The organism is Sediminicola sp. YIK13, from assembly GCF_001430825.1.
In the GTDB taxonomy this organism is placed as follows: Bacteria; Bacteroidota; Bacteroidia; order Flavobacteriales; family Flavobacteriaceae; genus Sediminicola.
The window spans coordinates 2,583,897-2,597,055 of sequence record NZ_CP010535.1 but is presented as its reverse complement, the minus strand read 5'-3'; the positions used below and the strand labels follow the sequence as shown (position 1 = coordinate 2,597,055).

14 protein-coding genes are annotated in these 13,159 nt (G+C 40.0%); 13 read left to right on the top strand and 1 reads right to left on the bottom strand.

Annotated features, from left to right (window positions below):
- The first annotated feature begins 71 nt into the window (after window positions 1-71).
- The 12 genes from SB49_RS11585 (at window position 72) to SB49_RS11530 (ending at window position 10,073) form a co-directional block, all read left to right on the top strand.
- The gene (locus SB49_RS11585; protein ID WP_062056763.1) at window positions 72-290 is read left to right on the top strand and encodes a hypothetical protein; all 219 of its coding nucleotides are present in this window, start codon (window positions 72-74) and stop codon (window positions 288-290) included.
- Window positions 291-515: 225 nt separating this feature from the next.
- Window positions 516-845 carry a HesB/IscA family protein gene (locus SB49_RS11580; protein WP_062056761.1) on the top strand — a complete coding sequence of 110 codons (330 nt, stop codon included), beginning with the start codon at window positions 516-518 and terminating at the stop codon, window positions 843-845.
- Between the two features lie 59 nt (window positions 846-904).
- Window positions 905-2,350 carry a Fe-S cluster assembly protein SufB gene (gene sufB, locus SB49_RS11575; RefSeq protein ID WP_062056759.1) on the top strand — a complete coding sequence of 482 codons (1,446 nt, stop codon included), beginning with the start codon at window positions 905-907 and terminating at the stop codon, window positions 2,348-2,350.
- A gap of 50 nt (window positions 2,351-2,400) precedes the next feature.
- A complete protein-coding gene (sufC, locus tag SB49_RS11570; RefSeq protein ID WP_062056757.1) occupies window positions 2,401-3,153 on the top strand; it encodes a Fe-S cluster assembly ATPase SufC in 753 nt (250 codons plus the stop codon).
- 69 nt (window positions 3,154-3,222) lie between these two features.
- On the top strand, window positions 3,223-4,539 hold the full coding sequence (sufD, locus tag SB49_RS11565) for a Fe-S cluster assembly protein SufD (RefSeq protein WP_062056755.1): 1,317 nt from the start codon (window positions 3,223-3,225) through the stop codon (window positions 4,537-4,539).
- 180 nt (window positions 4,540-4,719) lie between these two features.
- Window positions 4,720-5,934, top strand: coding sequence for an aminotransferase class V-fold PLP-dependent enzyme (locus SB49_RS11560; protein ID WP_442983582.1), 1,215 nt, complete (start codon window positions 4,720-4,722; stop codon window positions 5,932-5,934).
- A 206-nt stretch (window positions 5,935-6,140) separates the two neighbouring features.
- On the top strand, window positions 6,141-7,202 hold the full coding sequence (locus SB49_RS11555) for a zinc metalloprotease (RefSeq protein ID WP_062056751.1): 1,062 nt from the start codon (window positions 6,141-6,143) through the stop codon (window positions 7,200-7,202).
- Window positions 7,203-7,276: 74 nt separating this feature from the next.
- Window positions 7,277-7,708 (top strand): hypothetical protein, encoded by a 432-nt coding sequence (locus SB49_RS11550; RefSeq protein WP_062056749.1) that lies wholly within the window; start codon window positions 7,277-7,279, stop codon window positions 7,706-7,708.
- 37 nt (window positions 7,709-7,745) lie between these two features.
- Window positions 7,746-8,168, top strand: a complete 423-nt coding sequence (locus SB49_RS11545; protein ID WP_062056747.1) for a SufE family protein — start codon at window positions 7,746-7,748, stop codon at window positions 8,166-8,168.
- Window positions 8,169-8,210: 42 nt separating this feature from the next.
- On the top strand, window positions 8,211-8,540 hold the full coding sequence (locus tag SB49_RS11540; protein ID WP_062056746.1) for an SUF system Fe-S cluster assembly protein: 330 nt from the start codon (window positions 8,211-8,213) through the stop codon (window positions 8,538-8,540).
- A 28-nt stretch (window positions 8,541-8,568) separates the two neighbouring features.
- Complete coding sequence (locus tag SB49_RS11535) at window positions 8,569-9,072, top strand: DUF2480 family protein (protein ID WP_062056745.1); 504 nt, start codon at window positions 8,569-8,571, stop codon at window positions 9,070-9,072.
- A 68-nt stretch (window positions 9,073-9,140) separates the two neighbouring features.
- Window positions 9,141-10,073 carry a DUF3078 domain-containing protein gene (locus SB49_RS11530; RefSeq protein WP_062056744.1) on the top strand — a complete coding sequence of 311 codons (933 nt, stop codon included), beginning with the start codon at window positions 9,141-9,143 and terminating at the stop codon, window positions 10,071-10,073.
- A 690-nt stretch (window positions 10,074-10,763) separates the two neighbouring features.
- Here SB49_RS11530 and hflX read toward each other — a convergent pair.
- Window positions 10,764-11,975 (bottom strand): GTPase HflX, encoded by a 1,212-nt coding sequence (gene hflX / locus SB49_RS11525; RefSeq protein ID WP_062056743.1) that lies wholly within the window; start codon window positions 11,973-11,975, stop codon window positions 10,764-10,766.
- A gap of 76 nt (window positions 11,976-12,051) precedes the next feature.
- Here hflX and SB49_RS11520 point away from each other — a divergent pair, with 76 nt between their 5' ends.
- Window positions 12,052-13,026: an endonuclease/exonuclease/phosphatase family protein gene (locus SB49_RS11520; RefSeq protein ID WP_062056741.1), complete on the top strand. Its 975-nt coding sequence runs from the start codon at window positions 12,052-12,054 to the stop codon at window positions 13,024-13,026.
- The last annotated feature ends 133 nt before the right edge of the window (window positions 13,027-13,159 follow it).

The window sequence follows — 13,159 nt, the reverse complement described above, 5'->3', positions numbered from 1 at the left end:
AGAAATGGAATTTAATTTCCCAGATGCCGGACAATAATTGTACATTGCTCAATTCTAAAATCATAATACATATGAAAAAAGTAATTTTTGCGTTGGCTATATTGGCTTTCTCGACCTTGTCATTGGTTTCTTGTAGGGAGACCAAAGAAAAAACAATTGTTATTGAAAAAGAGGTAAAAGAAGAAGCAACAGAAGAAAAGGGCATCCTTGAAAGAGCAGGAGAAAAAGCGGACAAAGAAGTAAATGAAGAAATCGATAAAAAAATTGAAGAAATCGGTGACGACAACTAAGATAAGCTAGATTGCCCACGTGTAATTCCAAGTAAAAAACCAATAAATTGTTCTCGGAACTTTTTGTTGGTTTTTTTTGTTGTTTTGGGAAAAATTAATTTCTTTAAAATTCCTTGAACATAGGAAAATCCTATACTTAAATACGTTATATTAATGTTAGGACGTATGGGAAAACCCTACATATACCTTATATTTGTAAATTATTTAGAATAAATCCAATTAGATATGATTAAAGTATCGGAAACAGCCAAACATAGAGTGGTCTCCTTAATGACGGAGGGCGGCTATAATGCGGAAAAAGATTATGTCCGTGTGGGTGTAAAAAGCGGGGGTTGCAGTGGACTTTCATACGACCTTAGTTTTGACAATAAAATTGAGGAGTCAGATAAAATATTTGAGGATAACGCGGTAAAGATCATTGTGGACAAAAAGAGTTTTTTGTACCTAGTGGGCACTACCTTGGAATACTCAGGCGGACTAAACGGGAAAGGCTTTGTGTTCAATAACCCAAATGCGCAGAGGACCTGTGGGTGTGGTGAAAGCTTTTCATTGTAACAGGCTTAAAGAATAAAGGATAACATGTAAAATCCCTTTTGGGGAGTAAAGTTGCTAATATGGCATATACAGAGGAAGAATTAAAGAAGGAGCTGGAGACCAAAGAATATGAATACGGTTTTTACACGGATATAGAATCGGATACCTTTCCAAATGGTCTTAACGAAGACATCGTAATGGCTATTTCCAAAAAGAAGGAAGAGCCACAATGGATGACAGATTGGCGATTGGAAGCTTTTCGTGTCTGGAAGGAAATGACAGAGCCGGAATGGGCCAATGTACATTATACCAAACCAGATTTTCAGGCAATTTCCTATTATTCAGCACCAAATAAGAAGCCTAAGTACGATAGTATTGATGAGGTAGATCCAGAATTGTTGGAGACCTTTAAAAAGTTGGGGATCTCTTTGGATGAACAAAAGAAATTGGCAGGTGTAGCCGTGGATATCGTAATGGATTCGGTTTCTGTAGCTACAACTTTTAAAAAGACATTGGCGGAAAAAGGAATCATTTTCTGTTCTATTTCAGAAGCTATAAAAGAGCATCCTGAATTGGTGCGCAAGCATTTGGGGACTGTGGTACCTCAAAAAGATAATTTCTATGCTGCTTTAAATTCAGCGGTTTTTTCAGATGGATCTTTCTGTTACATTCCAAAAGGAGTTCGCTGCCCAATGGAACTTTCCACTTACTTTAGGATCAACCAAGCCGGTACCGGACAGTTCGAAAGGACTTTGGTAATTGCAGATGAAGGCAGTTATGTAAGTTATTTGGAAGGGTGTACCGCACCGTCCAGGGATGAAAATCAATTGCATGCAGCCGTGGTGGAACTTATTGCCCTGGATGATGCAGAAATAAAATATTCAACAGTACAGAACTGGTTCCCAGGAAACAAAGAAGGAAAAGGTGGCGTGTACAATTTTGTGACCAAAAGGGGTATTTGTGAAAAGAACGCCAAGATATCATGGACACAGGTTGAGACCGGTTCTGCAGTAACCTGGAAATATCCTTCCTGTATCCTTAAAGGAGATAATTCCATAGGTGAGTTTTATTCTATTGCTGTGACCAACAACCATCAGCAGGCAGATACAGGTACTAAAATGATACACTTGGGTAAAAATACAAGGAGTACCATTATCTCGAAGGGTATTTCTGCCGGAAAATCACAGAACAGTTACAGAGGGTTGGTACAGATAAATAGTAGGGCAGAAAATGCCAGAAATTTTTCACAGTGCGATTCCCTATTGATGGGCAACGAATGTGGAGCACATACGTTCCCATATATTGAAGTAAAAAATAAAACTGCGCAGATAGAACATGAGGCTACCACGAGTAAGATCGGGGAAGACCAGATTTTCTATTGCAACCAAAGGGGAATAAATACAGAAAAGGCTATTGCCCTGATTGTAAATGGCTTTAGCAAAGAGGTATTGAACAAGCTGCCGATGGAGTTCGCTGTGGAAGCACAAAAACTTTTGGAAATCAGTTTAGAGGGGTCTGTAGGATAACCGAGGACCATACACAATAAGAGTAAGTTACTATATATAAAAAATTGAACATGCTTAAAATCAACAACCTACATGCAAGTGTAGAAGACAAGGAGATACTTAATGGGATTAACCTAGAGGTAAAGGCAGGAGAGGTGCATGCCATCATGGGACCCAACGGTTCAGGGAAAAGTACTTTGGCTTCGGTGATTGCCGGAAAAGAAGAATTTGAAGTGACTGAGGGATCCGTGGAATTGGAAGGTGAGAATATGGAAGATATGTCACCGGAAGAAAGGGCCCATAAGGGGATTTTCCTTTCGTTCCAATATCCTGTGGAAATACCAGGGGTGTCCGTGACCAACTTTATGAAAACGGCCATCAATGAATCCCGCAAAGCTAAAGGACAAGCGGATATGCCTGCCAATCAAATGCTGAAGCTGATCCGTGAGAAATCAGAACTTTTGGAAATTGACCGTAAATTTTTATCCAGATCCTTGAATGAAGGGTTTTCTGGAGGGGAAAAGAAGCGAAATGAAATTTTTCAAATGGCCATGTTGGAGCCAAAATTGGCCATCTTGGACGAGACTGATTCCGGATTGGATATCGATGCCCTGCGTATCGTTGCCAATGGGGTGAACAAATTAAAAAGTAAGGACAACGCGGTAATCGTTATAACACACTATCAGCGTTTGTTGGACTATATAGTACCAGATTTTGTACATGTATTGCACAATGGTAAAATTGTAAAGTCCGGTGGCAAGGAATTGGCATTGGAGCTGGAAGAAAAAGGATACGACTGGTTGAAACCGGAAACTGCAGTATAATTGGAGTGAACAGCACAGGTTTGTGGGCATGACCAACAAAAATGGGTTGAGAACTGAAAATTGAAAAAAATGGATTTAAAAGAGAAATTGGTTTCTTCCTTTATGGCTTTTGAGAACAATGTAGATGTGGACCATCCGGTACACGACATCCGTTCTGAGGCCATCAAGAATTTTGAAACTAAAGGGTTCCCTACCAAAAAAGAGGAAGCTTGGAAATATACATCTTTGAACAGCCTGCTGAAGGTAGATTTCAGTGTGTTTCCTAAAAAAGAGACCTCTTTGGAATATAAGGATGTAAAAAGGTATTTTTTACATGAGATAGATAGTTATAAGATTGTTTTTATTGATGGGGTGTACAGTTCCTATCTTTCAGAGACAACCCACGATGGAGTGGATATCTGTTTGATGAGTTCTGCATTGAACAAACCTAGCTACAAAGCGGTAATTGATGTGTATTTTAATAAAATTGCCTCTAAAGATGAGTCTTTGACTACGTTGAACACCGCCTTTAGTAAAGAAGGGGCCTATATCTATATCCCAAAGAACAAGGTGCCCAAAAAACCGATAGAGATCATACACTTTTCTACAGGTAATGAAGCGGCAATGATGTTACAGCCCCGCAGCTTGATCGTAGCAGAGGAAAACGCAGAATTACAGGTTATTGAGCGTCACCAAAGCCTAACTACCAATGAGGTGTTTACAAACTCTGTGACCGAAATATTCGCTGCCAAAAGTGCTAATGTGGATTATTACAAGGTGCAGAACGATAGTGCATCGGCTTCTTTGATAGACAATACGTATATCGACCAGAAAGATAAAAGTGTGGTAAGGGTGCATACGTTCTCCTTTGGAGGAAAATTGACCCGTAACAACCTTAATTTTTACCAGAACGGGGAATATATAGATTCTATCATGAAAGGGGTAACCATTTTGGGAGAAAAACAACACGTGGACCACCATACCTTGGTGCACCATATTGAACCTAACTGTGAGAGTCACCAGGACTATAAGGGCATCTATGGCGATAATTCTACAGGGGTTTTCAATGGAAAGATCATTGTGAACAAAATAGCCCAAAAGACCAACGCATTTCAGCAGAACAACAATATTTTGGTCAGTGATAAGGCTACCATCAATACCAAACCACAATTGGAAATTTTTGCAGATGATGTAAAATGCTCCCACGGTTGTACCATTGGTCAGTTAGATGAAGACGCCTTGTTTTACTTGCAGTCTAGGGGTATCCCTTTTAAAGAGGCAAGGGCCTTGTTAATGTATGCTTTTGCCAATAATGTATTGGCCAGTGTACGTATTCCAGAGCTAAAAACAAGAATCAATAAGTTGATCGCCAATAAATTGGGGGTTAATTTAGGATTTGATCTATAACAAAGCATCACTTTGTATACTATTTAAAAAGGGGCATTCATTGCCCCTTTTTTATTGATATCCTCAATTTGTTTGCGATTTAAGGACACCCATATTTTTGGTATTTTTTAACGAATGTTCAACTTCGTTTAATCGTCATATAGTCAAATAGTTGTTACCTTTGTAACTATGGAATTAGCTATGATCGACGTATTAAAAATCCGAAAAGACTTCCCTATTCTACACCGGGAAGTGAATGGAAAACCCTTAGTGTATTTAGACAATGCTGCTACCTCACAAACTCCCCAGCAAGTGATAGATGTGATCGTGGATTACTACAGCAGGTACAATGCAAATATCCATAGAGGTGTACATACATTATCCCAAGAAGCAACGGATGCCTATGAGCAATCCAGACAAAAAATACAACAGCATTTTAATGCAGCCCATCCCTACGAAATCATATTTACCTCAGGCACTACCCATGCCATTAATTTAGTGGCCAATGGTTTTGCCTCCCTTCTTGCTAAAGGAGATGAAATTATGGTATCTGCTTTGGAGCACCACTCCAACATAGTGCCATGGCAGATGCTCTGTGAACGTACAGGAGCCATATTAAAGGTGATACCCATGGATCTCAATGGGGAGTTGATTATGGAGGAATATCATAACCTCCTAACAAAAAAGACAAAACTCGTCTTCTGTAACCACGTTTCAAACGCCTTGGGAACCGTAAATCCAATTGTTGAAATCATTGACGCTGCGCATGAAGTAGGTGCTGCGGTTCTTATTGATGGGGCTCAGGCGGCACCTCATATCAAGGCTAACGTTCAGGAGCTCGATGTAGATTTCTACGTGGTATCTGGGCATAAGCTTTGCGGACCTACAGGGGTTGGTGTGTTATATGGAAAAGAGGAATGGTTAAGAAAATTACCGCCATATCAAGGCGGAGGTGAAATGATTGCGGAGGTAAGCTTTGAAAAGACAACCTACGCAGATCTACCCCATAAATTTGAAGCGGGCACACCAAATATCTGTGGTGGAATAGCTTTAGGTGCGGCTTTGGATTATATGAACAAGATTGGTTTGGATGTTATTGCCGCCTATGAACATGAACTTTTAACATACGCCACGGAACAGCTATTGGCCATTGATGGGCTAAAGATCTATGGGGAGGCCAAAGAAAAGACCGCGGTGATTTCGTTTAATATAGAAGGAATCCACCCTTACGATATCGGTGCTATCCTGGACAAATTGGGTGTCGCCGTTAGAACTGGGCACCACTGTGCACAACCCATTATGGATTTTTTTAAAATTCCCGGAACGGTAAGGGCCAGCTTTAGCTTCTACAACACTAAAGAAGAAGTGGATATTTTGGTTGCAAGCGTGCAACGTGCCAAGTCCATGCTTTTATAATTTCAAAGCTTTTTTAAAAAAGTAGTCAGAGCCTCAAAAAAAATTTAATTTTTTTTGAGGCTTGTAGGTTTTGGACTACGCTGGGTTTATCGATGAAATGCATCGAAAAAATCGTTGTGATTTGTGACAATTATTTAACGCTATGCTAATATTATGTTAAATAATTATATATTAGGCATCGATAACCGAAAAAACCAATTTAAATTATGAAAAAAGTATGCTTAACCTTTGCGGCTCTCGCTATGGTACTTGTCTCTTGTGAGCAGGATCAAAATGATGCTAATCTCGACATCACTCAAGAAATTCAAGTGGACATGAGCGATTTTACCCTGCTGGTAGCGGATGATGATCTCGCAGGGAAATCTTCCAATGCCGCGGACAAATGCCACTCTATGAAAAACTTGGAGTACCGTCTACAAAAGAATCCTGGGCTCCAAAAGAAAATGTATGACATAGAATACCAGACCAGAAAGGCCATTGCCATGAAAGCTACGAATGGAAAAGGCAAGCCAGGCGGTGGTGGCGGTGGAGGTACCCCACCCCCAATTTATACCGGACCTGTTTCTATACCTGTAGTGGTAAATATTATTGAAAGAAGTGCTGGGAATGTTACACAAGCCCAGATCAATTCCCAAATAGCAATTCTTAACCAAGATTTTACCAACAACAACCCTAGGACGAGTAATGTGCCAAGTGAATTTGCAGGTTTGGTTGCCAATGCCGATATCACCTTTACTTTAGCCAATGTGGTACGTAAAGTAGACACCAGAACTTCTTGGGGCACCAATGATGCCATGAAACTTTCTACACAAGGAGGGATCGATGCTACGGACACATCCAACTTTTTAAACATTTGGGTATGTGAAATAGGAGGTGGAATCTTAGGTTATGCCCAATTTCCTGGTGGATCTGCCACTACAGACGGAGTGGTAATAGGAACAGATTTCTTTGGTGAAACTGCTGCCGGAGGAATTTATGGTAAGGGAAGGACAGCTACCCATGAAGTGGGTCACTGGTTGAACCTACGTCATATTTGGGGCGATGGAAGATGCAGGCAAGATGATTTTGTTGCCGATACGCCTACTTCTGATGGACCCAATTACAACTGTCCGTCCTACCCAACTGTAAATTGTCAATCAGCTGATATGACCATGAACTATATGGATTACGTGCAAGATGATTGTATGTATATGTTCTCCAATGGTCAAAACGATAGAATGAGAGCTTTGTTTGTCTCTGGAGGAGCAAGGGAAGGTCTTGTTAATTAGTCAACCAACCTTTAATTAAAAAGGCGCCCAATGTGGCGCCTTTTTTTGTAATATTAGGGGTTAATTTCAATAGCATGAAAGTATATATAGTATTACTGATATTAGTTCTTCCAACGATGGGATGTGCCCAAAGGACGGCAGATATCTCACAACTGAAATCCATCAATTATACCGCCAGTACCCGGGGATTTTATCTGAAGATAGAAATTAATGAAGAAAACATCTTGGTGGAACGAAATAGGGGTGGCGATACCTCCATAAGCAAGCAATTGAGTGATGAAAAATGGCAACATTTGGTCGCCCTGATGTCCGATTTTGATGTCCGAAAGTTGGATAAAATGGCATCCCCCTCCAAAAAGAGTCAAGTGGACGCCGCTGCAATAGCCAATCTGGAAATTGAAACCGAAAACCATCTGTATTCCTGTTCCTTTGATCATGGTAATCCTCCAGAGCCCTTAAAGCGGTTGATGGAGTACATGTTAACCTTGTCTGAAAGTATTGAATAGGTAGAAGAGTTATTGTACCTTTGAGCAAAATTTAGTTATGTCTATAAAAGAGATACAGGAAGAGATTGTAGATGAGTTCTCCATGTTCGAGGATTGGATGCAGCGCTATGAATATATGATAGAGCTTGGGAAATCCTTACCGATGATAGAGGAGCAATATAAGACCGATGACAATATCATCAAAGGCTGCCAGAGCAAAGTTTGGGTACATGCAGAACTGGAGGATGACAAATTAGTTTTTACAGCCGATAGTGATGCCATCATCACCAAAGGTATCATCGCTATTTTGATCCGCGTATTTAGCAATCAAAAGCCAAAGGATATTATGGGGGCAGACACCGAATTTATCGATGAGATTGGCCTTAAAGAGCATTTATCGCCCACTAGGGCCAACGGTTTGGTCAGTATGATCAAACAATTGAAAATGTATGCAATAGCTTACCAAACACAATTAAGTTAAGAGTTGCCTGAAATTATAGGGGAATCCTAAAAGGAAATAATAATGAGCGAAGAAACAACAATAGATACCCAAGAATTGGGTGAAAAAATAGTCAGAGTAATTAAGACCATATACGATCCGGAAATTCCTGTGGATATCTATGAATTGGGATTGATCTATGATGTCTTTGTCAATGAGGATAATGAGGTTAAAATATTAATGACCCTTACTTCTCCAAATTGCCCCGTGGCAGAATCCTTGCCTATGGAAGTTGAGGAGAAAGTAAAATCAATAGACGCAATAAAGGATGTAGAGGTAGAAATTACCTTCGATCCGCCTTGGACCCAAGACCTTATGAGCGAGGAAGCCAAGTTGGAGTTGGGAATGTTGTAGAAAAAGACCTTATTTAAAAGCTTACCAAATGTCTGAAATTGTAAACCGAGTGGCACAAAGTGCTTTGGTCACCTTTAATCTGGAAGATCACTACCCCAAAGGGGAGCGTATTCTTCTGGATATAAAGGACTGGTTGTTTGAGGGATTTATTTTAAGGGAAAAGGAATTCAGGGCAGCCATCAGTGGCCATAACTGGGCGCAGTATAAGGATGCCTATGTGGCCCTTACCTGTTCCACGGATGCCATTATTCCTGGGTGGGCCTACATGTTGATTGCCACCGAGCTGCAGCCACACGCAAAAAAAATGCTGATTGGTAACCTAGAGCAATTAGAAACCTCCCTCTATCAATCCATTATAGAAAAATTGGATCTGTCCGAGTATAAGGATAGACCTGTCATCATTAAGGGTTGCAGTAATAAACCCGTTCCCCCCAACGCTTATTTGTGGATCACTTCCAAAATGCAGACAGTAGCCAAAAGTGTTATGTACGGGGAAGCCTGTTCCTCAGTGCCCCTATACAAGAGGAGGTAGAATACAACTCGATATTTTTATTTATTTTATTTCTTAACTTTGGTTTTTAACAATAAACACCGAAAAGAATGAAAAAGATACTTATAATCCTTGTACTCCTCGCAGGGACGGTGGGGACCTACGCCCAAACCGTGGAAGAACTTAAAGCAGAAATGAAACCGAAAAAGGACTCCGTAGCTGCGATCCAGTCCAGAATAAAGTCTATCCAGAGCAAGATTGACGCGATGCCAGGTTGGAAAATAGGTGCCTTTGGAACGATTGGAGCAACCCTCTCTGAATTCAATAACTGGTATTCTAAGGGAATCCCAAATTCATCGGCAGGGAATATTGCCTTTACCGTTAATTCTTATGCGAATTTAAAGGAGGATAAATTCTTTTGGAGAAACGCTGCCAATGTCAATCTGAGTTGGGTGAAAATTGATGATACGGACGACCCTACAGATGATGATTCTTACAGACAAGCAAATGATGTCTTTAACATTACATCCCTTTATGGTCATAGGTTGAACAAGAAGTTTGCTATCTCTACCTTAGGGGAATATAGGACTACTATATTGAGCAACTTTAATGATCCAGGGTATTTGGATCTTGGTGTGGGTGCCACATGGACGCCTATTGAGGATCTTGTGGTAGTGGTACATCCTTTAAACTACAACTTCGTATTCAGTAAGGGGGACAATGTATTTGAGTCTTCCTTGGGAGCCAAGATTGTGGCCGATTATACCAGACAGCTAGGCGACATCAGCTTTAAAACGAACCTTTCCGCTTTCCAAAGTTATAAGAGTGCCGATTTTTCCAATTGGACCTGGACCAATTCCTTTGGATATACCTTGTGGAAAATGATTGGGGTAGGGTTCGATTTTGGCCTGCGCAAGAACAAACAAGAGGCATTAAACTACGCCCTTAATACACAGACCCTGCCAGATCCTACACCTACCTTTGACACGGTAGATAACAAACTGCAGACATACTGGATATTGGGATTGAATTATTCCTTTTAAAATCATTTATATATAAAAAAAGCCCTCTTAATGGAGGGCTTTTTTAGTTTTGTAGGGTTCGCAAACTTGGGGTTTGTCTTTGGTTAAGTACAGATTTGGGGAATCATGCACTTTATGATTAAGTATAGTTTTATTTGGGGTAGCTATCTCTTAATTACAATGTAAAGATATGGTGAAAGCACAGCATTCACTTAATTTATGTTGTAAAGGGAGTCTATGCTGTTGTGAAATAATAAACGGTTTATTTTCTCCGATGAAAGGTCCACTTTAATTAAAAAAAGGTAGGGTTTAATGCGTAAATGTAAGAATTACAATGTAGGACTATTTCAATAGTTGAAATGCCGACACAAATATTTGGTCCATAGGAACCATAAAAAAAAGCCCTCCGTAAAGGGCTTTTTTGATAGTCAAGTAGGTCTTGAAAAATTTAGTTTGGCTCCGATAAACTACCGGCATAATTCTTTACAAGTTCAAGTGCAGATTTGGGTAATCATAACACTTTATTGCTAAAGCGATGGTTTTATTTGGGGATAAACACTATCACTTAATTTTTAATACATCGTAAAGATATGGCTTAAGTTCTTTCTGCCTAAATTTTTGATGTGAACCTATTATAAAATGTGGTGTAATAATTAACTGTTGTTTTTTTTCGATGAACAGCACATTTATGCAATGGTAATTTCCGACATTTTAGTATTCGTCCAATTGCTCTGGATATAGAAAGTTATTATAAGGAAAACGGGTAACATGAATATCTCTTACCTCATCGTAAACCCTTTTTCTGAATTCGTCCAGGTTTTCTTTGTTGAGGGCAGAGATGAATATGGCCTTGTCCCCAACTTTTTGCATCCAGGTCTTTTCCCATTCTTCCAGGGTGAAGTGCTTCTGGGTTCTTTCGGTCATTAGATCATCATCATCTATGGTTTCGTGATGGTACTGATCTATTTTGTTAAAGACCATAATGGTCCTTTTATCAGCACTGTCTATTTCATCCAAAATCTTGTTCACAGATTCTATATGTTCTTCAAAGGTAGGGTGGGAGATATCCACCACATGAAGTAAGAGATCTGCTTCCCTAACCTCGTCCAGGGTGCTCTTAAAACTTTCTACCAATTGGGTTGGCAGTTTGCGAATGAATCCAACGGTATCTGTCAATAAAAAAGGCAAGTTGCCAATCACAACTTTACGAACGGTGGTGTCCAATGTTGCAAAAAGCTTGTCCTCTGCAAAGACCTCACTTTTACTGATCACATTCATAAGGGTAGATTTCCCCACGTTGGTATACCCAACCAAGGCCACTCTTACAAGTGCTCCTCTGTTGCCTCTTTGGGTTTCCATCTGCCGGTCAATTTTCAGCAGTTTCTTTTTTAGAAGGGCGATACGGTCCCGTACAATACGTCTATCCGTTTCTATCTCTGTTTCCCCTGGACCTCTCATACCAATACCCCCTTTTTGGCGCTCCAAGTGAGTCCAAAGTCCGGTCAGTCTAGGCAATAGATATTCGTATTGGGCAAGTTCTACCTGGGTGCGGGCGTAACTTGTCTGGGCGCGTTGTGCGAAAATATCCAATATGAGAGAGGTCCTATCCAAGATCTTACAGCGGAGTTCCCTTTCAATATTTCGTTGTTGACCAGGGGAGAGTTCATCATCAAAGACGACAGTACCTATGTCGTTTTCTGCAACGAAGGCCTCTACTTCCAATAGTTTACCGCTTCCTATATACGTTTTTGGATTTGGTACGTCTATACGTTGTACAAACCGCTTGGATACTTCCCCACCTGCGGTGTAGGTAAGAAATTCCAGTTCATCTAAATATTCCTTTACTTTTATTTCGTCCTGTTCCCTATGGATCACTCCAATAAGAACTACTTTTTCATATACAATTGTTTTCTTCTCTATCATAGGATTATATAAAGTACAAATCTAATGAATAGTTGCCAAGCGATTTTCGTATTTTTAGCCTAGAACACAAAAATGAATGCTTTTTACATCTTCCAGAACAAATACTAGTGAAAATCTGTACACGGTTGCCTTTTATAATTTGGAAAACCTGTTCGATATCAGAAGGGATGACCAGATTTTGGACGAAGATTTTACGCCCAACGGGATAAAAAGTTGGACGCCGAAAAGGTATGGGAAGAAGATTGTAAACCTAGGGAGGGCTATATCCAGGATAGGTGAAAAATTCAACGAACACCCCCCAGTATTGATAGGGTTGTCTGAGGTAGAGAATGAACATGTGCTTAACGATCTAATATCAACGGAAAGTTTGTCAAAATTCGGTTACGATATTGTTCATTTCAACTCCCCTGATGAGCGAGGCATAGATACAGCCTTACTATATAGAAAGAATTATTTTAAGGTGATCCAATCCGAGGCAATACCGCTAAAGGTGTATAGCTTGGACGGCATAGTGGATAGGACAAGAGATATTTTATATGTGTATGGTAGTTTAAATGGCGAAGAGGTACATCTCTTTATTAACCATTGGCCCTCCCGAAGAGACGGCGATATCGCAACAGCTTATAAAAGAATCGAAGCAGCCGAGACTATTAAGGAATATATGACGGAATTGGAGAAAACCCACGTGGATCCAAACTATATTGTCATGGGAGATTTTAATGACGATCCCAGTTCCGAGAGCATAAAAAAGTTGGTCTCTTCCAGGCAACTTTACAATCCTATGGAGAAAATGCTTACGCCTTTCCGGGGCAGTGCCCAGTACAAACGCAGGTGGAACCTGTTTGATCAGATCATAGTATCCCATAACTTTTTTAATTACGAAAAAGGGACCCATAGTTTTGCCCATGCCAATATTTTTGATGAGCATTTTTTAAAGGAAGGAAAAGGCAAATACAAGGGCAGTCCTTTGCGCACCTTTGTGGGGAACAAATACAAAGGAGGGTACAGTGACCATTTCCCGGTATACATCCAATTTAAACTCAATACCTAAGCTACTAGATTACATATGGGTGATATCCAATCCTTTTTTGCGTCTTTTTTGGACTACAAAAGTGAATTTTAGACTACAAAAACTCATCAATACGAAAACAATAGTGCATTTCATCGAAAAAAACATGTTTTTT

What these genes read in the sequence shown, in the direction of transcription:
- SB49_RS11585 (WP_062056763.1), top strand. Translation starts at nt 72, where the DNA reads ATGAAAAAAGTAATTTTTGCGTTGGCTATATTGGCTTTCTCGACCTTG.
- SB49_RS11580 (WP_062056761.1), top strand. Translation starts at nt 516, where the DNA reads ATGATTAAAGTATCGGAAACAGCCAAACATAGAGTGGTCTCCTTAATG.
- sufB (WP_062056759.1), top strand. Translation starts at nt 905, where the DNA reads ATGGCATATACAGAGGAAGAATTAAAGAAGGAGCTGGAGACCAAAGAA.
- sufC (WP_062056757.1), top strand. Translation starts at nt 2,401, where the DNA reads ATGCTTAAAATCAACAACCTACATGCAAGTGTAGAAGACAAGGAGATA.
- sufD (WP_062056755.1), top strand. Translation starts at nt 3,223, where the DNA reads ATGGATTTAAAAGAGAAATTGGTTTCTTCCTTTATGGCTTTTGAGAAC.
- SB49_RS11560 (WP_442983582.1), top strand. Translation starts at nt 4,720, where the DNA reads ATGATCGACGTATTAAAAATCCGAAAAGACTTCCCTATTCTACACCGG.
- SB49_RS11555 (WP_062056751.1), top strand. Translation starts at nt 6,141, where the DNA reads ATGAAAAAAGTATGCTTAACCTTTGCGGCTCTCGCTATGGTACTTGTC.
- SB49_RS11550 (WP_062056749.1), top strand. Translation starts at nt 7,277, where the DNA reads ATGAAAGTATATATAGTATTACTGATATTAGTTCTTCCAACGATGGGA.
- SB49_RS11545 (WP_062056747.1), top strand. Translation starts at nt 7,746, where the DNA reads ATGTCTATAAAAGAGATACAGGAAGAGATTGTAGATGAGTTCTCCATG.
- SB49_RS11540 (WP_062056746.1), top strand. Translation starts at nt 8,211, where the DNA reads ATGAGCGAAGAAACAACAATAGATACCCAAGAATTGGGTGAAAAAATA.
- SB49_RS11535 (WP_062056745.1), top strand. Translation starts at nt 8,569, where the DNA reads ATGTCTGAAATTGTAAACCGAGTGGCACAAAGTGCTTTGGTCACCTTT.
- SB49_RS11530 (WP_062056744.1), top strand. Translation starts at nt 9,141, where the DNA reads ATGAAAAAGATACTTATAATCCTTGTACTCCTCGCAGGGACGGTGGGG.
- hflX (WP_062056743.1), bottom strand. Translation starts at nt 11,975, where the DNA reads ATGATAGAGAAGAAAACAATTGTATATGAAAAAGTAGTTCTTATTGGA.
- SB49_RS11520 (WP_062056741.1), top strand. Translation starts at nt 12,052, where the DNA reads ATGCTTTTTACATCTTCCAGAACAAATACTAGTGAAAATCTGTACACG.